Consider the following 25245-nt stretch of genomic DNA (forward strand, 5'->3'; position numbering starts at 1 on the left):
TCACATGCAATGGGAAACCGTGATCGGGCTGGAAATCCACGCACAGCTCAGCACCCAATCGAAGATTTTCTCCGCCAGCGCCATCGCCTTCGGTGCCGAACCCAACACCCAGGCCAGCCTGGTTGACCTCGGCATGCCCGGCACCCTGCCGGTGCTCAACGCCGAAGCGGTGCGCATGGCCTGCAAGTTCGGCCTGGCGATCGACGCGCACATCGCGCCGCAGAACGTGTTCGCCCGTAAGAACTACTTCTACCCGGACCTGCCCAAGGGCTACCAGACCAGCCAGATGGATCACCCCATCGTCGGCAAGGGCTTCCTCGACATCACCCTGGAAGACGGCAGCAGCAAGCGCATCGGCATCACCCGCGCACACCTGGAAGAAGACGCCGGCAAGAGCCTGCACGAAGACTTCCACGGCATGAGCGGCATCGACCTCAACCGTGCCGGTACGCCGCTGCTGGAGATCGTCTCCGAGCCGGACATTCGTTCGGCCAAGGAAGCGGTGGCCTATGTCAAGGCGATCCACGCCCTGGTGCGTTACCTGGGGATCTGCGACGGCAACATGGCCGAGGGTTCTCTGCGCTGCGACTGCAACGTCTCGGTACGTCCGGTCGGCCAGGCCGAATACGGCACCCGCGCCGAAATCAAGAACGTCAACTCCTTCCGCTTCATCGAAAAAGCCATTAATCATGAAGTACAGCGGCAGATCGAGCGGATCGAAGACGGCGGCAAGATCGTCCAGGAAACCCGCCTGTACGATCCGAACAAGGACGAAACGCGCTCGATGCGCAGCAAGGAGGAAGCCAACGACTACCGTTACTTCCCCTGCCCCGACCTGTTGCCAGTGGTGATCGAACAGAGCTTCCTCGATGAAATTCGCGCCAGCCTGCCAGAGCTGCCGGTGGAGAAACGCGCGCGCTTCGAGGCGCAGTTCGGCCTGTCCGCCTACGATGCCGACGTACTGGCCGCCACTCGCGAACAGGCCGACTACTTCGAGGCGGTCAATGCCGTGTGTGGCGATGCCAAGCTGGCCGCCAACTGGGTGATGGGCGAGCTGTCCAGCCTGCTCAACGAACTAGGCATTGAGATTGAGCAGTCGACCGTTTCCGCCGCACAGCTGGGCGGCATGATTCGGCGCATTCAGGACAACACCATCTCCGGCAAACTCGCCAAAGATGTTTTCAAGTTCATCGCTCGTGGCGATGACCAGATCCAAGGTGATGATCTCAATAGTGCTGATCGCATCATTGAGCTGCATGGCCTCAAGCAGGTCACCGACTCGGGCGCCATCGAAAGCATGCTGGATGAAGTGCTGGCGGCCAATGCCGAGCAGGTCGAACAGTACCGTGCCAGCGACGAAGCCAAGCGCGGCAAGATGTTCGGCTTCTTCGTCGGCCAGGCCATGAAAGCCTCCAAAGGCAAGGCCAACCCCGGCCAGGTGAACCAACTGCTGAAGAACAAGCTCGAAGGTTGAGCCTGCTTTAAATTTCTGAAGAATACGCCAACGCTTGCGTTGGCCCAGCGAACGACCGGCCATGAATGGCCGGGCCGATCCTCCTAACAGGATACGGATGTCTCGCTACACACAACGCCGGGCCCGCCGGCGTTGCTTTATCCGTAGGGTGGAAAACCGCGCAGGGTTTTCCTCCACAATCCGGTGGATGCCCGAAGCGCTATCCATCCAGACAAGGAGTCGCCATGCGCCTGTTCTTGATCATGACCATCAGCCTGCTACTCAGCGCGTGTGCCAGCCAGGGCCCGCTAGACCCGCACGGTTACCGCGCCGAAGGTCAGGCGTCCTATTACGGCGCGCGCCACCATGGCAAGAAAACCGCCAGTGGTGAGCGCTTCGACCAGCACGCCCTGACCGCCGCGCATCGCAGCCTGCCCTTCGGCAGCAAGGTACTGGTCACCAACCTGCGCAACGACAAGAGCGTGGTGGTGCGCATCAACGACCGCGGCCCCTATGCCAAGAAACGCATCATCGATCTCTCGAAAAAAGCCGCCGAACAGCTGGATATGCTGCGCGCCGGCGTGGTGCCGGTGCGCGTGCAGCAACTGGCCGAATGAACATAGCTGTTTACAAAGAAGAATCGATTGCCCTGATCGCCCTCTGGCGTACTGCACGCCGATGATTAAACTAGCGGCACTTTTCTGGAGCCCCGTGCAATGACCCGATTACCTTCGTCTACCTGATTGCCGGCCTGGTATTGCTGGTGGCCGGCGCCGAGGTGCTGGTCCGCGGCGCCGGCAAGCTGGCGGCGCAATTCGGTATCCCGCCGCTGGTAATCGGCCTGACCGTGGTGGCCTTCGGCACCAGTGCGCCGGAAACCGCCGTCAGCGTACAAGCCGCATTGAACGGCAGCGGCGACCTGGCCATCGGCAACGTGATCGGCAGCAATATCGCCAACGTCCTGCTGATCCTCGGCATGACGGCCCTGGTCGCACCGCTGATCGTCTCCCGCCAGCTGATCCGCCTGGATGTGCCGATCATGATCGGCGCCAGCCTGGTGGTTTACGCCCTGGCCTGGGACGGCAGCCTGAGTACGCTCGACGGCGCCTTGCTGTTCAGCGGCGTAGTGGCCTACACCGGCTTTCTGATCATCAGCAGCCTGCGCGACAAGAGCACGAGCGAGGACGATGAGTTCGCCAAGGAATTCAGCCTGCACGCAGCGCCCAAACCCTACGCCTGGTTGATCAACCTGGCACTGATCGTGGTCGGCCTGATCCTGCTGGTGAGCGGCTCCCACTTTCTGGTCGAAGGCGCCGTCAGCCTGGCCCGCGCCCTGGGCTTGTCCGAGTTGATCATCGGCCTGACCGTGGTGGCCATCGGCACGTCGCTGCCGGAGCTGGCGACCTCGATCCTCGCCGCCATCCGCGGCGAACGGGATATCGCCGTGGGCAATATCGTCGGCAGTAATATCTTCAACCTGCTCTGCGTACTGGGTCTGGCCTCGCTGGTCTCGCCGCTGCCGATCTCGATCTCGCCGAACGCCCTGGCCTTCGACTTCCCGGTGATGATCGCCGTGGCCGTGGCCTGCCTGCCGATCTTCTTTGCCGGCTACCGCATCAACCGCTGGGAGGGTCTGCTGTTCCTCGCCTACTACCTGGCCTACACCCTCTACCTGGCGCTGTTCGCCACCGGCCGACCGTTCGCCCAGACCTTCGGCGACGCCATGCTCGGCTATGTGCTGCCGCTGACTGCGGTGACCCTGGCGGTGATCGCCGGACGCGCCTGGCAAAAGCAGCGCCAGGCCTGTTAGACCAGATAGGCCCTCCTCGCCCTCAATGAGCAAGCCTCGCAGGGCGGGGCTCCTGGATTGCGCTGACGCTTAGCAGTGGCCTAGGTCGCCGATTGAGCGGTGCTCCGCGGGCCGCCGCTGGCTATCGCTGCGCTCGGGATGAACGCCTGGCCTTGCCCAGCAGTCCCCTAGATCCAACCGGCCCACTGCAACAGCAACAAACCGATATTGATGGTCACCACCGCGGCCAGGGTGGTGATCACGATGATCGCCGCCGCCAGTTGATGATTGCCATTCACCGCCCGCGCCATGACGAAGCTGGCGGCGGCCGTGGGGCTGGCGAAGTAGAGGAACAGGATCGCCAGATCCGCGTCACGGAAGCCCCACAGCCAGGCGCCCAGGGTGGCCAGCAACGGCAGCCAGACCATCTTCATCAGGCTTGCACTGATGGCAATGCCGCTGCTGTTGCGCAACGAGGCCAGCGTCAGGGTGCCACCGATGCAGATCAATGCCAGCGGCAGGGTCATCTGCGCGAAGTACTGGGTCGAGATCATCAGCCAATCCGGTAGCGGCAGCTGCCAGTAGGCGATCGGCATCGCCGCCAGCACGCCGATGATCAGCGGATTACTGAGGATGCTCTTGCCGATGGCCCAAGGACCGGACTTGACGTGCGGGCTGTAGATCGCCAGGACGATGGACGACAGGGTGTTGTAACAAAGGATCACCACCCCGCCCAACACCGCCCCGACCGACAGGCCGTAATCACCGTACAGGCTGGTGGCCAGCGCCAGGCCGACGATGCCGTTGTTGCCGCGAAACGCGCCCTGGGTGTAGATCCCGCGATCCACCTGCGGCCAGCGCCAGATCGCCCAGCCCCAGGCGATCAGGAAACACACCAGGGTCGCCAGCACGAAGTAGCCGAGCAGCGCCGGCTGCAGGGCCGCGCTCAGGTCCGCCTTGACGATACCGAGAAACAGCAGAGCCGGCAGGGTGCCGCGAAACACCAGCGACGAGGCGGTATTGATAAAGGCGTCGTCGATCCAGCCCAGGCGCTTGAGCCCCACTCCGAGAAACAGCATCGAGAAGACCGGCGCGGTGATGGCGAGGGTTTGCTGAACGACGGCGAGCATGGCAGCCCCTGGAAGACGATTTACTTAGGGGGCTAATCATAGCAACAGAAGAGGTACGATAACCCGACACTATCTGCACGTCCCCCGGATGCGCTCCAGGGGGACGTGCGGTCGCGCCGCCTTTCTCAGCGCTTGACCGGGCGCTTCTGCAATTTGCGTTGCAAGGTGCGCCGGTGCATGCCGAGCGCGCGGGCGGTGGCGGAGATATTGCCTTCGTGCTCGCTGAGCACGCGCTGGATATGCTCCCACTGCAGGCGGTCCACCGACATCGGGTTTTCCGGCACCAGGGTGTCCAGGTCGGCGTGTTGGGTCAGCAGTGCGGCCAACACATCGTCGGCATCGGCCGGCTTGCACAGGTAGTTACAGGCGCCGCGTTTGATCGCCTCCACCGCGGTGGCGATGCTCGAATAGCCGGTGAGAATCACCACGCGCATCTCGGCATCCAGCTCCAGCAACTTGGGCAACAGCACCAGCCCGGAATCGCCTTCCATCTTCAAATCGAGCACCGCGTATTCCGGCACGTCCTGCTCGGCCAGAGCCAGGCCTTCTTCGGCGGAACCGGCGGTCGACACACGCAAGCCGCGACGGCTCATGGCCCGCGCCATCACCCGGGTAAACGTCGGGTCATCGTCGACCAGCAGCAGATGGGGCTGCTCTTCGCCTTCGAATAAGACTTCGTCACTCATACTCAATACTTCCTCAGGCTCGGCCATAGGCGCGCGGCAACTTGAGCTCGGTGAGCGTGCCGCCCTCTTCGTGGTTATACAGCTTTACCGTGCCGCCGGCACGGGTGACGCTGGCCTGACTGAGAAACAGACCCAGGCCGAAACCCTTGCCCTTGGTGGTGAAAAACGGCCGGCCAATCTGCTCGGCAATCGCCAGCGGCACCCCGGTACCGAAGTCGCGAATATTCAGGCGCAGCCACTGGTGATCCCAGTCGAGGCGAATATCCAGCTTGTCCGGACAGGCATCGGCAGCGTTGTTCAACAGGTTGAGCAGCGCCTGGGTCAGATCCGCCGGCGGCATCAGGTGGGGCGGCGCACCCAGCCCCAGGCACTGATAGCGGTAGCTGGCCTCCGGGCGCATCAGGTGCCAGCGTTTGAGGGCGGTTTCCAGCCACTCCACCGCGGACTGCTCGATCACCGCCTGACGCCGGTCAGCCTCGGCGGCGCGCACCAAGTGCTGCAGGGTTTCCTTGCACAGCTTGACCTGCTCCTGCAGCACCGCCAGATCTTCCTGCAACAGCGGATCCTGATGCTCGCGGCGCAGCTCCTTGATCAATACGCTCATGGTCGCCAACGGCGTGCCCAGCTCATGGGCGGCGCCGGCGGCCTGGGTGGCAACCGCCAGCAACTGCTGGTCGCGCAAGCCTTCCTCACGGCGCTCGGCGCGCAGTTCCTCCTGATCGCGCAGCTCCTCGGCCATCTTGGCGACGAAGAAGGTAATCAGCCCCGCGGCCAGGGCGAAACTCAGCCACATGCCGTAGATCAACAGGCTTTCGCGCGGGCCTGGCGGCAAGTTCAGCGGGTGCGACCACACCAGCAGCAGCGTGTAGCCGGCCAGTGCCAGGCCCGACAAGGTGATGGTGAACATCCAGGGCAAGGTCGCCGCGGCGATGGTCAATGGCACCAGGAAATAGGAGACAAAGGGGTTGGTCGAGCCACCCGAGTAATACAGCAGCACGCTGTGGATGACCAGGTCGCAGCCCAGCTGCACCGCGTACTCCAGTTCGGTGACCGGCCAGGGTCCGCGCAGGCGCAAGGCGGTCAGCAGGCACAACACCAGCGAGACCCCCAGGGTGATGCTCAGCTCCTGCCAGGGCAACGGCAGCAATCCGGAGTTGTAGGCCAGGCCCACCGAGCCCGCCTGGGCGGCCAACACCAGGATACGAATCAGCGTCAGGCGCCAGAGATTTTGCCGACTGGCCGACAGCAACTGTACGGGTGCGAGCATGGGCTCTCCAAAAAGGTCTCGTTTGCCGAGCTGGGCGAGTATAACCAAGGCTCCGCCTAGTCAGCTGCGGCAACTGGCCGCAGCCATGGCAGCAGTCAGCTACAAGGGCGGGCGGACGGCGATCCATTTCAGCCCAGCAAACACCATAACCAAGGCAAACGCCCCGCCCCACAGCAACGCAACGCGACTGCCCAGGCCGGACAATCAACCGGCGTTAACCCGAACCGTCGAATCGCTACGTCTACCCTTAGCAACACCCCGCACACTCTGTGTCCCCATCACGCACAAGGAAACGTCATGCAGCCATTGTCCCGTCTTGCCAGTGCCCTGGTCATCAGCGCCACCGGCCTGCTCAGCCTTGCGGCACACGCCGAAGAGGTCCACTACAACCAGATCTCCCTGCGTGCCGAGGTCAATCAGGAAATCGCTCACGACCTGATGCACGTCACGCTGTACAGCGAAGCGCAGGACAGCGACCCGGCCGCACTGGCTGCGCAGATCAGCAAGACCCTCAACGCCAGCATCGCCCAGGCGCGCAAGGCCAAAGGCGTCAGCGTGGCCATGGGCAGCCGCCACAGCTATCCGGTCTACGATGACAAGGGCCAGCAAATCACCGCCTGGCGCGAGCGTGCCGAACTGCGCCTGGAAAGCGCCGACTTCAGTGCCCTGTCCAGGCTTACCGGCGAAATGCTGCAAGACCTGAAGATGGGCGGGATGAACTTCAGCATTGCCAGCGCCACGCGCAAAACCCATGAAGATGCCCTGCTCAAGGAGGCCGTGGCGGCGTTCAAGGCCCGCGCGCAACTGGCCACCGCAGCCCTGGGTGGCAGCGGCTACAAACTGGTCAACCTGAGCCTGAACAGCGGTGGCTTTCAAGCGCCGATGCCGATGCGCATGAACACGATGAAAGGCGCAGCGAGGATGGAAGACGCAGTGACACCGGAAATCGAAGCCGGCACCAGCCAGGTGACCATCAATGCCGACGGCGTGATCGAAGTGCAGATGCCCTGAACCATGCCTTGCAAGCATGCCACGCCGTTATCGGAAGATAGCGGCGTTTTGCCATGTTATCGCCACACAATTGCTCAAATGCGACAACCACGTACAACTCGCCCACAGTTGCTACGCTGAATGCGTTATGCCCCTTGCCTGCGGCACATGCCATGCATAGTTTCAGCCAAGGTCTCCACGAGAGTCCCCTCACGCGAACAACCATAATAATCAATGAGGTCACTATGCGTAAGAACGCCGTCATCCAGGCTTTTCTCGTTGCTGGGCTGATCGCCAGCACTTCGCTGGCTCAGGCCGCCAGTAACCTGGTGTACTGTTCGGAAGGCAGCCCGGCCGGGTTCGACCCAGGCCTGTACACCACCGGCACCGACTTCGATGCTTCAGCGGAAACCGTATTCAACCGCCTGACCCAGTTCGAGCGCGGCGGCACCGCCGTCATCCCCGGTCTCGCGGAAAAATGGGACATTGCCGCAGACGGCCTGAGCTACACCTTCCACCTGCGTCCCGACGTCAAGTTCCACAGCACCGCGTACTTCACGCCGAGTCGCACCTTCAATGCCGACGACGTGCTGTTCACCTTTCAACGCATGCTCGACAAGAATCATCCGTTCCGTAAGGCCTACCCCACCGAGTTCCCCTACTTCACCGACATGGGTATGGACGCCAACATCGCCAAGCTGGAAAAACTCGACGACAAGACCGTCAAGTTCACCCTCAACACAGTGGACGCCGCGTTTATCCAGAACCTGGCGATGAGCTTCGCCTCGATCCACTCGGCCGAATACGCCGGGCAGTTGCTCAAGGCCGGCCAGGCCGCCGACATCAACCAAAAGCCAATCGGCACCGGGCCCTTCGTATTCAAGCGTTACCAGAAGGACTCGCAGATCCGCTTCACCGGCAACAAGGAATACTGGAACCCCGATGAGGTGAAGATCGACAACCTGATCTTCGCCATCAACACCGACGCCTCGGTGCGCATGCAGAAGCTCAAGGCTGGCGAATGCCAGGTCAGCGTCTACCCGCGCCCCGCCGATCTGGACTCGCTGAAGCAAGAAGCCAACCTGCAGATGCCGGAACAAGCAGGTTTCAACGTCGGTTACCTCGCGTACAACACCGAGCACAAGCCGCTCGACAAGCTTGAAGTACGCCAGGCGTTGGACATGGCGGTGAACAAGCAAGGCATCATCGACGCCGTCTATCAGGGCGCCGGACAACTGGCCGTCAACGGTATGCCACCGACTCAGTGGTCCTACGATGAGACCATCAAGGACGCCGGCTACAACCCGGAAAAGGCCAGACAATTGTTGAAAGAGGCCGGTGTCGCCGAAGGCACCGAGATCTCCTTGTGGGCCATGCCGGTGCAACGCCCCTACAACCCCAACGCCAAGCTGATGGCCGAGATGCTCCAGTCTGACTGGGCCAAGGTCGGCATCAAGGCGAAGATCGTCAGCTACGAATGGGGCGAGTACAACAAACGCGCCAAGGCCGGCGAGCACGACGCCCTGCTGATCGGCTGGACCGGCGACAACGGTGACCCGGACAACTGGCTGGGCGTGCTGTATGGCTGTGATGCCATCGGTGGCAACAACTATGGTCGCTGGTGTGACGCTGAGTTCGACAAGCGTATCAAGCAAGCCAAAGCGATTAACGACAAGGATCAACGCAGCGTCCTCTACAAAGAGGCTCAGCAGATCCTCAAGCGCGAAGTGCCGATCACCCCGATTGCCCACTCCACGGTGTATCAGCCGATGAGCAAGAAGGTCCATGGCTTCAAAATCAGCCCATTCGGCCTGGTTTCGTTCTACGGCGTCAGCGTCAGCAAGTAACCCGCCCAAAGTGAACACCCGAGTCGGTTACCCACCGGCTCGGGTTCCGTGCCAGAGCAGCTTATCCGGCTGCTACTGATCCGCACTGCCGTCCTTCGGGGAAGCACCATGCCGAACTGTCCACGCGTGTTGATCCACCTGCTGCTCTGTGGCGCCCTTGCCACTGCCAGCCAGACTTATGCCGCCAGCGACAGCCTGGTGGTCTGTACCGAGGCCAGCCCGGAAGGCTTCGACATCGTCCAGTACACCGCGGCGACCACCGCCGATGCCGCGGCAGAAACCGTGCTCGAGCGCCTGGTCGATTTCGCGCCGGGCAGCACCGCGTTGATCCCCGGCCTGGCCGAGCGTTGGGACGTCTCCGCCGATGGCCTGAGCTACACCTTTCACCTGCGCCGGGGGGTGAAATTCCACAGCACCGCCTGGTTCACCCCGAGCCGCGAGTTGAATGCCGACGACGTGCTCTGGAGCTTGCAACGCCAGCTCGACCCGCAGCACCCCTGGCACCCGCTGTCCGTGCGCGGCTTCCCCTATGCCGAAGCCATGGGCATGGCGCAGCTGATCGAACGCATCGACAAGCTCGACGACAGTACCGTGCGTTTCGTGCTGAAGCACCCCGAAGCGCCCTTCCTGGCCGACCTGGCCATGGGCTTCGCGTCCATCTATTCCGCCGAGTACGCCGGGCAGTTGCTCGCCCAGGGCAAGAGCGAACAGCTCAACCGCCTACCAATCGGCACCGGCCCCTTCATCTTCGAACGCTATGCCAAGGACGCCCAGGTGCGCTTTCGCGGCAACCCGCAGTACTGGAATGGCGCACCGGCACTCGAGCGGCTGATCTTCGCCATCACCCCCGAACCCACTGTGCGTCAGCAGAAGCTCAAGGCCGGCGACTGCCAGATCGCCCTGTACCCGCGGCCGGTGGACATTGCGGCCCTGCAAGCCGACCCCGCGCTGCAGGTGCTGGAGCTGGATTCGCTGCTCACCGCCTATATCGGCATCAATACCCGCCACCCGCCGCTGGACGATGTGCGCGTACGCCAGGCACTCAACCTGGCCTTCGACAAGACCGCCTACCTGCGCGCGCAATACGGTGAGGGCGGCGCCAGCCCGGCCGTGGCGCCCTACCCGGCGACGCTCTGGGGCCACGACCCTGACCTGACCGGTTGGCCCTATGATGTCGCGCGCGCCAAACAGTTGCTGCGCGACGCAGGCCTCGGTGCCGGCTTCAAGCTGTCGATCTGGACCCGCCCCGGCGGCGGCCCGACCAACCCCAACCCGGGCATAGGCGCGCAGATGCTCCAGGCCGATCTCGCGGCCATCGGCATCCAGGCCGATATCCGCATGTTCGAGTGGGGTGAGCTGATCAAGCGAGCGAAGAATGGCGAACACGACCTGGTGTTCATGGGCTGGGCCGGCGACAACGGCGACCCGGACAACTTCCTCACCCCCAACCTGTCCTGCGCGGCCGCGGCAAGCGGCGAAAACCAGGCCGGCTGGTGCGACAAGCAATTCGAGGCGCTGATCAGCCAGGCTCGCCAGGTCCACGACCAGGCCAAACGAGCCGCGCTGTATCGCCAGGCTCTGGCGATCTTTCATCAGCAGGCGCCCTGGATCGCCCTGGCCCATCCCAAGCAGTTCAGCGTCCTGCGCAAGGGCGTGCAGGGTTTCGTCCTCAGCCCCATGGGTTCAAACAATTTCTCTAAAGTGAACGTTAACCCGTAGGAGCGGGGGGACGCCGAGTCCCATGCCCGCGAACAGCTATCGCGGGCATGGCCCGCTCCTACAAAAAAACGCCGGACCACACAGACCCTCTATAACAACAGCGCCGGGCCACGCAGCCCGGCACACCGAGCCAACCGTTGGAGTGCTGATATCCCATGTTGTCCTTTATTGCTCGCCGCCTGGGGCTGCTGATCCCCACCTTTTTCGGCATCACCTTGCTCACCTTCGCCCTGATTCGCATGATCCCCGGCGACCCGGTGGAAGTGATGATGGGTGAACGTCGGGTCGACCCGGTCATGCACGCCGAAGCCATGGAGCGCCTGGGCCTGAACAAGCCGCTATACGCCCAGTACATCGACTACATCGGCCAACTGGCTCAGGGCGATCTTGGCGAATCGCTGCGCACCCGCACCAGTGTCTGGAGCGAGTTCCTCACCCTGTTCCCCGCTACCCTGGAACTGGCCCTCGCCGCCCTGCTGTTCGCCGGCAGCCTGGGCCTGATCGCCGGGGTGGTGGCCGCACTGAAACGCGGCTCGCTGTTCGATCACGGGGTGATGGGCATCTCCCTGGCCGGCTATTCCATGCCGATCTTCTGGTGGGGCCTGCTGCTGATCATGTTTTTCTCGGTGTGGCTGGGCTGGACCCCGGTGTCCGGGCGCATCGACCTGCTCTACGACATCCCGCCGGTGACCGGCTTCATGCTGATCGACAGCCTGCTCAGCGATGAAGAAGGCGCCTTCGCCGATGCCCTGCACCACCTGGTCCTGCCGGCCATCGTGCTCGGCACCATCCCCCTGGCGGTGATCGCCCGGATGACCCGCTCGGCGATGCTCGAAGTGCTGGGTGAGGACTATGTACGCACTGCCCGCGCCAAGGGCCTGTCTCCGGCGCGGGTGGTGTTCGTCCACGGTTTGCGCAACGCGCTGATTCCGGTACTCACGGTATTCGGCCTGCAGGTCGGCGCCCTGCTCGCTGGTGCGGTGCTGACCGAAACCATCTTTTCCTGGCCGGGCATTGGCAAATGGCTGATCGAATCGATCGGCGCCCGCGACTACCCGGTCGTGCAGAACGGCATCCTGCTGATCGCCTGCCTGGTGATCCTGGTCAACTTCGTGGTGGACATCCTCTACGGCCTGGCCAATCCACGCATTCGCCATCAGCGCTGAGAACCTGCCCATGGCCTGCTGCGCGTCGGCGATACCGCGTCAAAATCCATCTCGAGATGCTCATTTGCACCAGCAAACTCCGCTCTCTCGACGAATTTTTCCTTGTCTCGCTCTAGCTCGCGAGGCCATGCACAGGTTCTACGGAGCCCACTATGACAACTGAAACCGTTACACCCGTCATCGACCAAAGCCTGCTCTACCCCTCACCGCTGCAGGAATTCTGGCAGGCCTTCGCGCACAACAAGGGCGCAGTAGCCGGTTTACTGTTCATGTGCCTGCTGGTGTTCTGCGCGCTGTTTGCCCCCTGGGTGGCGCCGTTCGATCCCAGTGAGCAGTACCGCGACTTCATGCTGACCCCGCCAGCCTGGCTCGCAGGCGGCCAACTGCAGTTTCTGCTGGGCACCGACGAGCTGGGCCGCGACCTGCTCTCGCGGCTGATTCACGGTGCACGCCTGTCGCTGCTGATCGGCCTGGCCTCGGTCGTGCTGTCGCTGATCCCCGGCATTCTCCTGGGCCTCACCGCCGGCTTCTTCCCGCGCCTGCTCGGCCCTCGATCATGCGCCTGATGGACATCATGCTGGCGCTGCCGTCCTTGCTGCTGGCGGTGGCCGTGGTCGCCATCCTTGGCCCTGGGCTGATCAACACCATCTTCGCCATCGCCATCGTCTCGCTGCCATCCTACGTGCGCCTGACCCGCGCCGCGGTGATGGGCGAACTGAACCGCGATTACGTCACCGCCGCACGCCTGGCCGGCGCCAGCCTGCCGCGGTTGATGTTCGTCAGCGTGCTGCCCAACTGCATGGCGCCGCTGATCGTGCAGGCCACCCTGAGCTTTTCCTCGGCGATTCTCGACGCCGCCGCCCTGGGCTTCCTCGGCCTCGGCGTACAACCGCCGACGCCGGAGTGGGGCACCATGCTGGCCTCGGCCCGCGACTATATCGAGCGCGCCTGGTGGGTGGTCACCCTGCCCGGCCTGACCATCCTGCTCAGCGTGCTGGCAATCAACCTGATGGGCGACGGCCTGCGCGATGCGCTCGACCCGAAGCTGAAGAATGCCCAGTGAGGACACCCAAATGAACATGACAGCTTTTGTAGGATGGGTCGGGTCGCGCAAGGTTGAGCGCAGCGATACCCATCGAAATGGTCGAGTGACAATAATGGGTATCGCGCGGCTCAACCCACCCTCCGGATCGGAGCCGCGCCCATGAGCCTGCTCGACATCAAGAACCTCAGCGTGCGCTTCGGCGGCGCCAACGCCGTGCCGGTGGTCGATGGCCTCGACCTCTCGGTGGACAAGGGCGAGGTGCTGGCCATCGTCGGCGAGTCCGGCTCGGGCAAATCGGTGACCATGATGGCGCTGATGGGCTTGATCGACGCCCCTGGCATCGTCCACGCCGACAGCCTGCAATTCGACGGCACCGACATGCTGCGCCTGAAGGGCCGGCAGCGCCGACACATCGTCGGCAAGGACCTGGCGATGATCTTCCAGGACCCGATGACCTCGCTCAACCCCAGTTTCACCGTGGGTTTCCAGATCGAGGAAGTGCTGCGTCAGCACCTCAACCTGTCGGCCAAGGCCGCCCGCCAGCGCGCCCTGCAACTGCTCGAACGGGTCGAGATTCCCGCCGCCGAAAGCCGCCTCGGCGCTTACCCGCACCAGCTCTCCGGTGGCATGAGCCAGCGCGTAGCAATCGCCATGGCGATTGCCGCCGAGCCCAAGCTGCTGATCGCAGACGAACCGACCACCGCGCTGGACGTGACCATCCAGGCGCAAATCATGGAGCTGCTGCTCGACCTGCAACGCGAGCAGAACATGGGCCTGGTGCTGATCACCCACGACCTCGCCGTGGTCGCCGAAACCGCCCAGCGCGTCTGCGTGATGTACGCCGGACAAGCGGTGGAAATCGGCCGGGTGCCGCACCTGTTCGACGCGCCCAGCCATCCCTATACCGAGGCGCTGCTCGCGGCGATTCCCGAACACAGCCTGGGCGCCCGGCGTCTGGCCACCCTGCCCGGCATCGTCCCCGGACGCTTCGACCGCCCCAGGGTTGCCTGCTCGCGCCGCGCTGCCCCTACGTGCAAAGCAACTGCCATGCGCAGCGGCCGGCGCTGGACCCGCAGGTCCACGGCGCGGCGCGCTGCTTCTATCCGCTCAATCAGGAGGTCACGGGATGACTGACGCCCCGCGCAACAGCAGCGTGCTCAGCGCTCGCGAGTTGACCCGCCACTACGCAGTATCGCGCGGCCTGTTCAAGGGCCACGCCACGGTACAGGCGCTCAATGGCGTGTCGTTCGAGCTGCAGGCCGGCAAGACCCTGGCCGTGGTCGGCGAATCCGGCTGCGGCAAGTCGACCCTGGCGCGCGCACTGACCCTGATCGAGGAGCCCACATCCGGCTCGTTGCAGATCGCCGGCCAGGAAGTCAGCGGCGCCAACAAGGCCCAGCGCAAGCAACTGCGCCGCGACGTGCAGATGGTCTTTCAAAACCCCTACGCCTCGCTCAACCCGCGGCAGAAGATCGGCGACCAACTGGCCGAGCCGCTGCTGATCAATACCTCGCTGTCGCGCCTCGAACGCCGCGACAAGGTGCAGGCGATGATGCAGCAGGTCGGCCTGCGCCCCGAGCACTACCAGCGCTACCCGCACATGTTCTCCGGCGGTCAGCGCCAACGCGTGGCCCTGGCCCGGGCAATGATGCTCAACCCCAAGGTGCTGGTGGCGGACGAACCGACCTCGGCGCTGGACGTGTCGATCCAGGCCCAGGTGCTCAACCTGTTCATGGACCTGCAGGAGCAGTTCGACACCGCCTACGTGTTCATCTCGCACAACCTCTCGGTGGTGCGCCATGTCGCCGACGATGTGCTGGTGATGTACCTCGGCCGGCCGGTCGAGATGGGGCCGAAGGAGCTGATCTATGCCCGCCCGCTGCACCCTTATACCCAGGCGCTACTCTCCGCCACGCCGACCATCCACCCGGACCCAAGCAAGCCGAAGATCAAGATCGTCGGTGAACTGCCCAACCCGCTGGCGCCCCCAGTGGCTGCGCCTTCCATCAGCGCTGCCCCTATGCGACCGCGCGCTGCAGCGTAGAACAACCGCAACTACGCCTGCTCGATGCCCGGCAAGTGGCCTGTCATCACGCGGAGACAATCAACGGTTAGCGAGCTGGGTAACCTCGCAACGCGCTGGACTGAGAGGGTGTGAAAAAACGCCCTCTGCGGCGACGGCTGCAACCATCGGCAGTCCGCTCGGGCGTTGGCCGGCTCGGCCGGCGTTGCGCTCGGAGGGAGGTTGGGCGGCTTCGGAGCGCCTCACATGGCGTCCAGCAGCGCCCGCAAACGCCGCAGCACGGCCAACGACTCGGCATTGTCGCCATGCACACAGAGGCTGTCGGCACAGAGCTGCAGCGGTTTGCCGTCGATATCGGCAAAGGCTTCACCCTGGGCGATGGCCAGGCCCTGATCGAGAATCCGCTGCGGATCGCGGTGCAGCGCATCGGCCAGCCGCCGCGGCGCCAACTGACCGTCGGCCAGGTAGGCGCGGTCGGCGAAAGCCTCGAAGATCAGCGGCACGTCGGCGGCATCGGCGAACTCCAACTCGCGGCGGTTATCGATCAACGCCAGGACCATCAGCGGCAAGCCCTTGCGGTAGCTGGAACAGGCATCCAGCACCGCCGCGAGCAAGGCATCGTCGCGCACCAGGTCGTTGTACAGCGCGCCATGCGGCTTGACGTAGGCCAGCTGGCTACCGGCGGAACGGCAGAAGGCATCCAGCGCGCCGATCTGATAGAGCACCTGGGCGGTGACCTCCTCCGGCGAGCAGGCCAGATGTCGGCGGCCGAAGCCGACCAGGTCGGGGTAAGCGGGATGCGCGCCGATGCTCACCCCATACTGCACCGCCAGGGCGACAGTCCGCTGCATGCTCAGCGGATCGCCGGCGTGAAAGCCACAGGCCAGGTTGGCCTGATCGATCAACGGCATGGCCAGGGCGTCATCACCCATGCTCCAGGCGCCGAAACTCTCGCCCATGTCGCAATTCAGCAGGATTCGTCTGTTCATGAGCACAAGCTTAGAGCGCCGGCAGGAGCAGTACCAGCGCCCCGGATGCAGTCCGCCGTCATGCTCGCGCTGAGCCGGCCGCAAACGACATCCGGACTAGGCGTCAATAGACGTCACGCCGATAGCGCCCCTGTTCGCTCAACTCGGTTACTGCCGCCTCGCCCAGCAGCTCATGCAGCACGCCATCCACTCCGCTAGCCATGCCGGTGAGGCTGCCGCACACGTAGATCGACGCCCCTTGCGCCAGCCAGTCGCGCAGCTGCTCGGCGGACTCGCGCAAGCGATCCTGCACATAGACCTTGTGCGCCTGGTCGCGGGAAAACGCCAGGTCCAGGCGCGTCAGATCAGCGCTGGCCAGCCAGCCCCGCAGCTCGTCACGGCAATAGAAGTCGTGGGCCTGATTGCGCTCACCGAACAGCAGCCAGTTACGCCGATGACCGGCTGCGATGCGCGCCTTGAGCACGCTGCGCAGTCCGGCCAGGCCGGTGCCGTTGCCCAGCAGAATCAGCGGCCGGGCATCTTCCGGCGGATGGAAATTGCTGTTGCGGCGCAATCGCGCCTTGAGTACCTGCGCGGGGGCGAGTTCCTGGCACAACCAGCCAGAGCCCAGCCCAAGGGAGCCGTCGGGGTGGGTTTCCTGGCGCACGATCAACTCCAGAGCACCATCGCTCGACAATGACGCAATCGAATACTCGCGCACGGCCAACTCGCGGTCATTGCGCGGCAGCACTTCGAGCAGATCCCCCGCCTGCCAGGTCGCGCCCTCGGGCGGCTGCAAGCGCAACAGAAAGGTCGGCGCGCCGGCGCTGCCGGGGTTCAGGCAGTGCCGTGCCTGCAAGCGCCACTCGTCGAAGGCCCGCTCCAGCGTCGGCAGCGCAGCGGCACCGGTCAGTGCATTCAATTGGCGGTTCCAGCTGGCAATCGCTTCGACGTCACCACTGTCGACCTCGATCGCCGCGAACAGGCTGGCGGCGCCTTGCCGCGTCAGCCAGTCATGCACACGCTGGGCAAAGCCACAGAACTGCTGATACTGGCGGTCGCCCAAGGCCAATACCGCGTAACGCAACTCGTCCAGCGCCAGCTCACGACCGAGCAGCGCGCGCTCGAAACCGCGGGCACTGTCCGGCGCCTGGCCATCGCCAAAGGTGCTGATAACAAACAAGGCGTTCTGCGCCTGGCTGAGCATCTGTTGATCGACCCGCGCCAGGGGTTGCACATTCACCGCCACGCCGGCGGCCTGTAGCTGCCCGGCGGTCTGCCAGGCCAGGTGCTCGGCGAAACCACTCTGGCTGGCAAAACCAATCAGCCAACTCGTCTGCCCGGTCGTTGCAGCAACCAAGCCGCTACGCGCTTTGGAAACCGCGCGCTTGTTACGCCGCCGCTCGAGATACAGCAACCAGCCGGTGATCGCAAACAGCGGCATCGCCAGGCTGGCCAGCAGCATCAGGATGCGCCCCGCCAGGCCGAAGTATTCGCCGGTATGCAGGGCATAGACGCTGGTCAGCAACTGCGCGGAGAAGGACTTGTCGGCATAGCGCTCGTTCCGGCTAACCTGGCCGCTGAGCGGGTCGAGGCTGAGCTGGTTCAACGCACGCGGATGTTCGGCGTCCGCCAGCAGGTAGAACACGGTAGCCGGCTTACCGGCCACCGGCGGCAGACGCAGGTTCCAGGCCACCAGTCCAGGGCCGGCGGCGTCCTGCAGGCTACGCCAGACCGCGTCATAGTCGACCGCCGGCGGCGCGGTTGGTGCCTCACCTCGCCCGGCCCGTGATGCTCGTGAGCCGTCCCGTTTGTCTTGCTGCTGCGCGGACGCATCGCCGAGCAGACGGGTCATGCCGTCGCGGTACCAATCGTAGGACCAGTACAGGCCGGTCAGGCTGGCGCACAGGTACAACAGCAGGCACCAGGTGCCGGCGACCGCATGCAGGTCCCACTTGAAGGCGCGCCCGCGCTTGGCCCAGTCGAGCGTCAGCCAGGCTCGCCAGTTCAGGGCCCGACGCGGCCAGCGCAGGTACAGACCAGACAGACAGAAAAACAGCAGCGCCAGGGTGCTGGCCGCGGTGATCTGCTTGCCCGTCTCACCCATGGCGAGGAAACGATGCAGTTGCAGCATCAGGCCGAAGAACTGCTGCCCAGCAGGGCGTCCAAGCAGCTCACCGGTATAGGGGTCGAAGTAGCGCATCGGCCCGCGTCGCTCGCCTGCTGGCGGGGTGAAGAACACGCGTGCGGCGCTTGCATCGCGGGTATCCACCCATAGCCCGGAGACCGTCTTGCCTTCTGCCGCCTGAATCTTGCTCACCAGTTCGGCCGGCGCCAGTATCCCGGAGTCGCGCGCCTCGACGCGCAACACCTGTGGATTGAGCGCCGCCATGATCTCGCCCTCGAAGGCGTAGAGCGCACCGGTCACGCCCATCAGGGCCAGGACCAGACCGGCACTGATGCCGAGCAGCCAATGCAGTTGGAACAGGACTTTCTTCACCACGGGATTCACCTAGCAGGAGTGTCGACACTACGGGCCCTTAGGGCGCGGCTAGCTTGATTGAGAATTAATTGCATCGGAGCAGAGGGCGGCGACTTTACTCTTTATTACAGCGGTCGGCATGCCAGCCGGGCCGCAGCCTGGTGGCCGCGCCCCACAAACAGCTCTCTGGCGCTGCAATCAGCAGAAGGCCGTCCGAAAGGGACGGCCTTCTGCAAGTTCCGGCTGAGCGCTGAGGACGAGCAGCCATGCCCCTACTCAGAAGGCGACATTGGCGCTCAACCCGAGGGCCAGCGGCGAGCCTGGCATGATGTTGTTGTTGCCATGCGCCGAGGCGTAATACTCCTCGTTCAGCAGGTTTTCCACGTTCAACTGCAGGCGCAGGTCCGGGCTGACCTTGTAATAGACGGCCGCATCGACGCGAGTGAAACTCGGCAGCACCACCTTGTTGTCTGCCGCGGCGAACACGTCGCTCTGGTAGATCATACCGAGCCCCACGCCCCACTGCGGGTCGAAGTCGTAGCGGTTCCACAGCGAGAAGGAGTCGCGCGGCACCTGGGCGATTTCGTTGCCCTCGAAGCCTGGGGTCTGCATTTCGCTGTTCTGGTAGGCATAGCCGCCGGTGACCTGCCAGGCATCGGAGAGGTTGCCAGTGAGGCTCAGTTCGACGCCCCGCACCAGCTGGCCATCGACCAAGATCGAGCGACTCGGATCACTCGGGTCGCTGGTCGCCACGTTTGTGCGCTCCAGGTGGTAGAGGGCCGCGGTCGCCGCCAACCGCTCATTGATGTCCCACTTCACGCCGATTTCGCGGTTAGTGAACTCCTCCGGGTCCAGCGAACGGTTGCTGGCGCTGAGCGAGGCGAGTTGCTCGCCGGCGCGCGGCACGTAGGCGATGGAATAGCTGGTGTAGAAGGACAGGTTGTCCAGCGGCTTATAGATCAGCCCGGCACGCGGCGAGAGCAGGTCGTCCGAGCTGGACAGCTTGGTGTGACCGCCGCCCTTGTAGTCGTCCACATCCACCTTGAAGTTATCGTAACGCACCCCGAGCAGCAGCTCCCACTGCTGGGTCAGCTCGATCTGGTCCTGCAGGTAGAATGCGGAGGTCCTGGCGACACTCTCGTTGTCGGCGTCGGTCGCGCCGTGGCGGAACACCACCGGACCTTGATAGGTGCTGTTCTGCGGCGTCACCAGGGTGTTTTTCTGCGTGCCGGCCGCGTTGAAGAAGCCGCTCTCGCGGAAGTTTTCCGTGCCCTGGCGGCTCAACTCGGTGCCGACCAGCAAGGTGTGGTCAAAGCCCAGGGCATGGCCGGACAGGGTCAAGTCGGTCTGGTTGATCAGGTTGCTGCGGTCGGTAGCGTTGTTGTAGGCGCCGAGCTGAACCTGATTGGTGGTGGCGCTGTAGGCCGCGGATGGGTAGACGTTCTGATAGAACTTCGCGTAGTCGGCATAGCGAGTCTGGTTGGTCAGTAGCACGCCATTGGCAAACTCATGGGTGATGCGGCCGTTCAGCGCATCCACCTCGGCCGTGGAAAAGCTGTCGTCCGGGCTGCCGAAGTACCTGGACTCGTTGACCTTCAGCGGCTCGCCTCGGCTGTGCCCCGGCCTGGTGAAGGACGGCAGGCCACGGTCGACGGTGCGGTCGTCCTCGAAATGCTCGTAGCCGACCTCGATCAGGGTGGCGTCGCTCAGCGCGAAACTCGCTGTCGGGGTGATCGCCCAGCGCTCCAATTCGCCATGGTCGCGGAAGCTGTTGGAGTCCTCATAGAGCGCAGTCAGGCGCAGCGCCAGGCGTTCGTTGACCGCCTGGTTGAAGTCGCCGGTCATCCGCCGGTTCTCCCAGGAGCCGTAGGTCAGCCCGACTTCGCGGCCGTCGGTCCAATTGGCCTGCTTGGTCACCCGATTGATCAGGCCGCCGCTGCCGCCCCGACCGAAGATCATGCCACTGGGCCCCTTCAGCACCTCCACCCGCTCCACGTTGTACAGGTCGCGCAGGTACTGCACGTCATCGCGCATGCCATCGACGAAGAAGTCCGCGGTGGTGGCATTGCCGCGCAGGATAGGTGCATCGCGGTGGCCTTCTCCCTGGGCCATCTGCACGCCCGGCACGTAGCGCACTACATCTGCCATGCCCTTCATGGACTGATCGCGGATCTGCTCGTCGGTCACCACGCTGATGGCCTGCGGCACGTTGCGCAGCGGTGTGTCCGTCTTGGTGGCGGTGCGTACACGTTCGACCCCATAGGCGTTGCGCTTTTGCACCACCTGCATAGGCGCCAGCGTGACGCTGTCCGTTTCTGCCGCGTTGACCGGCTGTGCCGAGACAAGTACCAAACTGGCGGATGCGACTGTACAAGCCAACAAACGACGCTGCGGTAGACTGCCCATACCCTTGCCACACTTGCGCATGCGAATCACTCACAAATAGAAAGAGGCGCAATTCTATTCGCTAATAATTATCAATCAACAACTATTTTGCGGAACACGGAACTTTTTTGTAGCCCATCAGAGAGAGGGTTTCGGGGAGCGCGAACGCTTACAGCGTAGAAGCCGTTGAACTCCACTGCGCTATAGCTGGTGGTGTAGCCACCGGACGATCGTCCGTAGAGGCGGCCGCCGATCGCCAGGTTCATCGGCAACCGTACTGGTAGTGCTCTTACATGATGTCAGCGCTGTCGCAGGTCGGCTCGGCGAGCACAACCTCTTCCATCTCGCCCTTCTTCTCAGTCCAGATCGGGAACTTGATTGCCTCCTCCATGGTTTCAAACAGGCCCTGGCCCGGCTGCACCGCGCGCTAGCGGCCGGCACTCTGAATTTCCTCCGGGTCGCCCGCCACGCGCTGCTGCAATCCAGCCACGAGGCCATACGCACACTGGCCCGCGACTATTTTTCCCGTGCAGCCTTGCTCGGTGATGACGACGATCGTCAAGCGCAACGCGACTTTGTCCACAGCCGCGTCTGACCGGCAGAGACACGAATCACTGCCGCGCATGCACGTAATTGACGGAAAAGCTGTGGGTTTCGTGGTCGAGATCGTCCTCACAGAGCCGTGTCTTAAATCTGATGATTGCCCATGAGTCGGCGCACGCTGCGCGCAGACCTCCCTCGAAAAATATAGTTGCAACTCATTTGCATACGCAAATGCAAAACAATACCATTCGCACTCTTTTCATGGGGAGTCGCGCGGTGACCGTCTTACGCTTAAATCCATTCTACCTATCGCTGCTAGGCGCCTTCGCTGCTCAGGCCGTGCATGCCGAATCGAACAGCGCGCTGGAGATTCCAGCCGCCATCGTTACCGGGCAGCAGCAACAGACCAGCTACAAGCCCAACCGCACAAAGAGCGCGCTGAAGATCGATGCGCCGCTGCGCGATATTCCGCAGACGGTCAACGTCATCCCGCAGAGCGTGATCAAGGATCAGGGCGCCCAGTCGATGGAAGACGTGCTGAAGAACGTGCCTGGCGTGGGCCTGTCCAACGGCGACGGTCAGCGCGACCAGGTCACCATCCGTGGCTTCAGCGCCATCGGCGACCAGTACATCGACGGTATTCGCGACGACGCCCTGTACTACCGCGACCTGTCGAATATCGAGCGCGTAGAAGTGATCAAGGGCCCTGCCGCCGTGCTCTACGGTCGCGGCTCATCCGGCGGCCTGATCAACAGCGTGAGCAAGCGCCCGACCTTCGCCCCGGTGCAGGAAGTGGGTGTCAGCGTTGACAGCGAAGGCAAGCAGCGCACCCAGTTCGATGCCGGCTGGGCCGATCAGGAGCACGGCGACAAGGCCTTGCGCGTCACCGGTGCGCTGGAGGACAGCGACGGTTTTCGCGACGATGCCTTCCTCGAGCGCAAGGCGCTGGCAGCTTCGGCCTACTTCAAGCTGTCCGATGACCTGGAGCTCAATCTGGGCGCCAACTACCTGTACGACAAACGCCTGATCGACTTCGGCATTCCGGCGCTGAACGGCCGCCCGGTGGATGTCGACCCGGGCACCCGCTTCGGTTCCGCCGACCCGGACCAGGACTACACCCGCAGCGAGGTGTTCTCCCTCACCGCCGGCCTCGACTACCAGATCAACGACGACTTCAGCCTGTCCAATACCAGCCGTTACTACCACTACGATCTGGATCGCAACAACACCCTGGCGCACACCGATGCCAACCGCGTCGTCACCGCCGCCAATGGCGAGCTGCTGGTCAAGCTGCGCCGCGGCAACGTGCAACGCAAGGAAGATGGCTGGTTCAACCAGACCGAGCTGAAGCAACAAGCCCAGCTCGCCGGCATGCAGCACAGCCTGCTGTATGGGGTGGAGCTGGGCCGGCAGTACAAGCACCAGTCGGTATTCAGCCAGAGCGATGTGGCGCGGGTGCCGGTGTTCCGCGACGGCCTGGTCGCGGTGCCGTTCACGGCGGCGCAACAGACCTCCAAGGGACTCAACAGCCAGGACACCGCCGGCGTCTATGTACAGGACCTGATCGAACTGGCGCCGCAATGGAAGGCCTTGCTTGGGGTGCGCTACGACGTGTTCGAGCAAGCTTTCGATGACGACCTGAGCGGCAGCGACATCTCACGCACCGACAGAACCTGGAGCCCGCGGGTCGGCCTGGTCTATCAGCCGGACCAGATCCAGTCCTACTACGTGTCGGTGAGCCGCTCCTATCAGCCGTCGGGCGAGACCTTCCCGCTGAATAATTCGATCAAAGACCTGGAACCGGAGCAGACCACCAACTACGAGCTGGGCGGCAAATGGGACCTGCACGATCAGCGCCTGTCGCTGACCGCCGCGCTGTTTCGCCTGGAACGCACCAACATGAAGACCAGCGACCCGGCCAATCCCGGCCAGCTGATCCTCGCCGGCGAACAGCGTACCGATGGCTTCGAGACCACCCTGACCGGCCAGCTCAGCGACAAGTGGCAGGTGTATGCCGGTTACGCCTACCTGGATGCGCAGATCACCAAGTCCAACAGCCTGACCAACGGCGTGGCCAATGAGGGCCAGACCCCGACCCTGACCCCGGAACACAGCGCCAACCTGTGGCTGGTGCGTTCGCTAACCGAGCAATGGCGAGTCGGCATGGGCGCCAACTACGTCGGCGAGCGCTTCACCGCGCTGGACAACGCTACCGTCATGCCTGGCTACACCACCTTCGATGCCGCGCTGCTGTACAACCAGCCGCAATGGGACGCGGCCCTGCGCTTGCGCAACGTGTTCGACAAGGAGTACTTCGCCTCGGCCCACGGTTCGGTGGACCTGATCACCCCGGCGCACCGCGCAGCCTGGAGCTGAGTGCCAACTATCGGTTCTAGGTCTCTGCCTATCGAGTGGCGCCCCCACCGTTGAGCTCAGCGGTGGGGCTACCCGGAGAAACCGGCAACAACCTATGCTCGCCAAGGCCTTAAACGCAAAGACCGCCAACAGGCGGGTCTTTTTTATGCAGTCACGGTTACAGGTAGTAAGCCTTCAGCGGCGGGAAGCCGTTGAACTCCACCGCGCTGTAGCTGGTGGTGTAAGCCCCGGTAGACAGCCAGTAGAGGCGGTCGCCGCTCGCCAGGTTGAGCGGCAGGCCGTACTTGTAGTTCTCATACATGATGTCGGCGCTGTCGCAGGTCGGCCCGGCGATGACCACTTCTTCCATCTCGCCTTTCTTCTCGGTGTAGATGGGGAACTTGATGGCCTCGCCCATGGTTTCGATCAAGCCGCTGAACAAGCCGACGTCGGTATACACCCAGCGCTCGACTGCGGTACGCGACTTGCGCGCGACCAGCACCACTTCGCTGACCAGGATGCCGGCGTTAGCGATCAGCGAGCGGCCCGGCTCGAGGATGATTTCCGGCAGGTCATCGCCGAAATCGTCCTTGAGGAAGCGGATGATTTCCTCGGCGTAGGTTTCCAGGCTGTTGGTGCGGGTGATGTAGTTGGCCGGGAAGCCGCCGCCCATGTTGATCATCTTCAGCTCGATGCCGTCTTCTTCCTTGAGGCGCTCGAAGATCACCTTGACCTTGGCAATGGCCGCGTCCCATACGGAAATATCGCGCTGCTGCGAACCGACGTGGAAGGAGACGCCGTAGGGCACCAGGCCCAGTTGGCGGGCGAGAATCAGCAGGTCCATGGCCATGTCGGTCTGGCAGCCGAATTTGCGCGACAGGGGCCAATCAGCCGTGGTGGAACCCTCGGTGAGGATGCGCACATAGATTTTCGAGCCTGGCGCAGCCTTGGCGATGTTGCGCAGGTCGGCTTCCGAGTCGGTGGCGAACATGCGCACACCCTTCTCGAAGAACAGGCGGATGTCCTTGGCTTTCTTGATGGTGTTGCCGTAGCTGATGCGCTCCGGGCCGACGCCACAGTTCATCACCCGATCCAGCTCGTAGATCGAGGCGATATCGAAACTTGAGCCTTTGTCCTTGAGCAGGTTGATGATCTCGACCGCCGGGTTGGCCTTCACCGCGTAGTAGACCTTGGCGAAATCGAAACCAGCGCGCAGGTCGTCGTAAGCCTGATCGATGATTTTGGTATCGATCACCACGAACGGGGTTTCCTGTTGGTCGGCGAAATCCTTCATTTTCTGGAAGGTTTCACGCGGGTAGTAGTCTTCGACCTGAATCGGCATGCGCGGGACTCCAAATGGCAAAACACACAAAGGTAATTAGGGAGGCCTTGCCAAC

Annotated in this window: 14 protein-coding genes and 5 pseudogenes; 11 read left to right on the forward strand and 8 right to left on the reverse strand. The window is 63.4% G+C overall.

Going from position 1 to position 25245, the window contains the following annotated elements; genetic code table 11:
* The first annotated feature begins 4 nt into the window (after positions 1-4).
* The 3 genes from gatB (at position 5) to B2D37_RS13400 (ending at position 3263) form a co-directional block, all read left to right on the forward strand.
* On the forward strand, positions 5-1474 hold the full coding sequence (gene gatB / locus B2D37_RS13390) for an Asp-tRNA(Asn)/Glu-tRNA(Gln) amidotransferase subunit GatB (RefSeq protein WP_079203155.1): 1470 nt from the start codon (positions 5-7) through the stop codon (positions 1472-1474).
* A 224-nt stretch (positions 1475-1698) separates the two neighbouring features.
* Positions 1699-2070: a septal ring lytic transglycosylase RlpA family protein gene (locus B2D37_RS13395; RefSeq protein WP_079203156.1), complete on the forward strand. Its 372-nt coding sequence runs from the start codon at positions 1699-1701 to the stop codon at positions 2068-2070.
* Between the two features lie 107 nt (positions 2071-2177).
* Entirely contained in the window at positions 2178-3263 is a 1086-nt protein-coding gene (locus tag B2D37_RS13400; protein WP_079203157.1) for a calcium/sodium antiporter, read from the forward strand.
* Positions 3264-3430: 167 nt separating this feature from the next.
* Here B2D37_RS13400 and B2D37_RS13405 read toward each other — a convergent pair whose 3' ends face one another.
* The 3 genes from B2D37_RS13405 to B2D37_RS13415 form a co-directional block, all read right to left on the reverse strand.
* The gene (locus B2D37_RS13405; RefSeq protein ID WP_079203158.1) at positions 3431-4372 is read right to left on the reverse strand and encodes an AEC family transporter; all 942 of its coding nucleotides are present in this window, start codon (positions 4370-4372) and stop codon (positions 3431-3433) included.
* A gap of 125 nt (positions 4373-4497) precedes the next feature.
* The gene (locus B2D37_RS13410; RefSeq protein WP_079203159.1) at positions 4498-5058 is read right to left on the reverse strand and encodes a response regulator transcription factor; all 561 of its coding nucleotides are present in this window, start codon (positions 5056-5058) and stop codon (positions 4498-4500) included.
* A 13-nt stretch (positions 5059-5071) separates the two neighbouring features.
* Positions 5072-6325 carry an ATP-binding protein gene (locus B2D37_RS13415; protein ID WP_079203160.1) on the reverse strand — a complete coding sequence of 418 codons (1254 nt, stop codon included), beginning with the start codon at positions 6323-6325 and terminating at the stop codon, positions 5072-5074.
* A gap of 297 nt (positions 6326-6622) precedes the next feature.
* Between B2D37_RS13415 and B2D37_RS13420 the strand changes: the two genes are divergently transcribed.
* From B2D37_RS13420 to B2D37_RS13450, 7 genes and pseudogenes are all read left to right on the forward strand, one after another.
* On the forward strand, positions 6623-7336 hold the full coding sequence (locus B2D37_RS13420; RefSeq protein ID WP_079203161.1) for an SIMPL domain-containing protein: 714 nt from the start codon (positions 6623-6625) through the stop codon (positions 7334-7336).
* Between the two features lie 224 nt (positions 7337-7560).
* Positions 7561-9162, forward strand: a complete 1602-nt coding sequence (locus B2D37_RS13425; RefSeq protein ID WP_079203162.1) for an ABC transporter substrate-binding protein — start codon at positions 7561-7563, stop codon at positions 9160-9162.
* A 108-nt stretch (positions 9163-9270) separates the two neighbouring features.
* The gene (locus tag B2D37_RS13430; RefSeq protein ID WP_079203163.1) at positions 9271-10881 is read left to right on the forward strand and encodes an ABC transporter substrate-binding protein; all 1611 of its coding nucleotides are present in this window, start codon (positions 9271-9273) and stop codon (positions 10879-10881) included.
* 155 nt (positions 10882-11036) lie between these two features.
* Positions 11037-12047 (forward strand): ABC transporter permease subunit, encoded by a 1011-nt coding sequence (locus B2D37_RS13435; protein WP_079203164.1) that lies wholly within the window; start codon positions 11037-11039, stop codon positions 12045-12047.
* 152 nt (positions 12048-12199) lie between these two features.
* Positions 12200-13110 (forward strand): annotated as a pseudogene (locus B2D37_RS13440) (ABC transporter permease subunit).
* Positions 13111-13251: 141 nt separating this feature from the next.
* Positions 13252-14222 (forward strand): annotated as a pseudogene (locus B2D37_RS13445) (ABC transporter ATP-binding protein).
* Positions 14219-15207, forward strand: a pseudogene (locus B2D37_RS13450) (peptide ABC transporter ATP-binding protein). Before B2D37_RS13445 ends, B2D37_RS13450 begins: the two co-directional pseudogenes overlap by 4 nt.
* 150 nt (positions 15208-15357) lie before the next feature.
* On the opposite strand, the gene B2D37_RS13455 reads toward B2D37_RS13450, so the two are convergent.
* The 4 genes and pseudogenes from B2D37_RS13455 to B2D37_RS13470 all read right to left on the reverse strand — a co-directional run.
* On the reverse strand, positions 15358-16104 hold the full coding sequence (locus B2D37_RS13455) for a 5-oxoprolinase subunit PxpA (RefSeq protein ID WP_079203165.1): 747 nt from the start codon (positions 16102-16104) through the stop codon (positions 15358-15360).
* A 103-nt stretch (positions 16105-16207) separates the two neighbouring features.
* Entirely contained in the window at positions 16208-18586 is a 2379-nt protein-coding gene (locus tag B2D37_RS13460; RefSeq protein WP_079203166.1) for a sulfite reductase flavoprotein subunit alpha, read from the reverse strand.
* Positions 18587-18841: 255 nt separating this feature from the next.
* The gene (locus B2D37_RS13465) at positions 18842-20854 is read right to left on the reverse strand and encodes a TonB-dependent siderophore receptor (protein ID WP_256573078.1); all 2013 of its coding nucleotides are present in this window, start codon (positions 20852-20854) and stop codon (positions 18842-18844) included.
* Positions 20855-21129: 275 nt separating this feature from the next.
* Positions 21130-21356, reverse strand: a pseudogene (locus B2D37_RS13470) (type III PLP-dependent enzyme); the annotation flags it as partial.
* 398 nt (positions 21357-21754) lie between these two features.
* Between B2D37_RS13470 and B2D37_RS13480 the strand changes: the two are divergent.
* Positions 21755-23889: pseudogene (locus B2D37_RS13480) on the forward strand (TonB-dependent receptor).
* A gap of 137 nt (positions 23890-24026) precedes the next feature.
* Here the strand turns inward: B2D37_RS13480 and B2D37_RS13485 are convergent.
* Positions 24027-25190 (reverse strand): type III PLP-dependent enzyme, encoded by a 1164-nt coding sequence (locus tag B2D37_RS13485; protein ID WP_079203168.1) that lies wholly within the window; start codon positions 25188-25190, stop codon positions 24027-24029.
* Positions 25191-25245 lie beyond the last annotated feature (55 nt).

This window comes from Pseudomonas sp. CC6-YY-74, from assembly GCF_002025205.1.
Lineage (GTDB): Bacteria > Pseudomonadota > Gammaproteobacteria > Pseudomonadales > Pseudomonadaceae > Aquipseudomonas > Aquipseudomonas paeninsulae.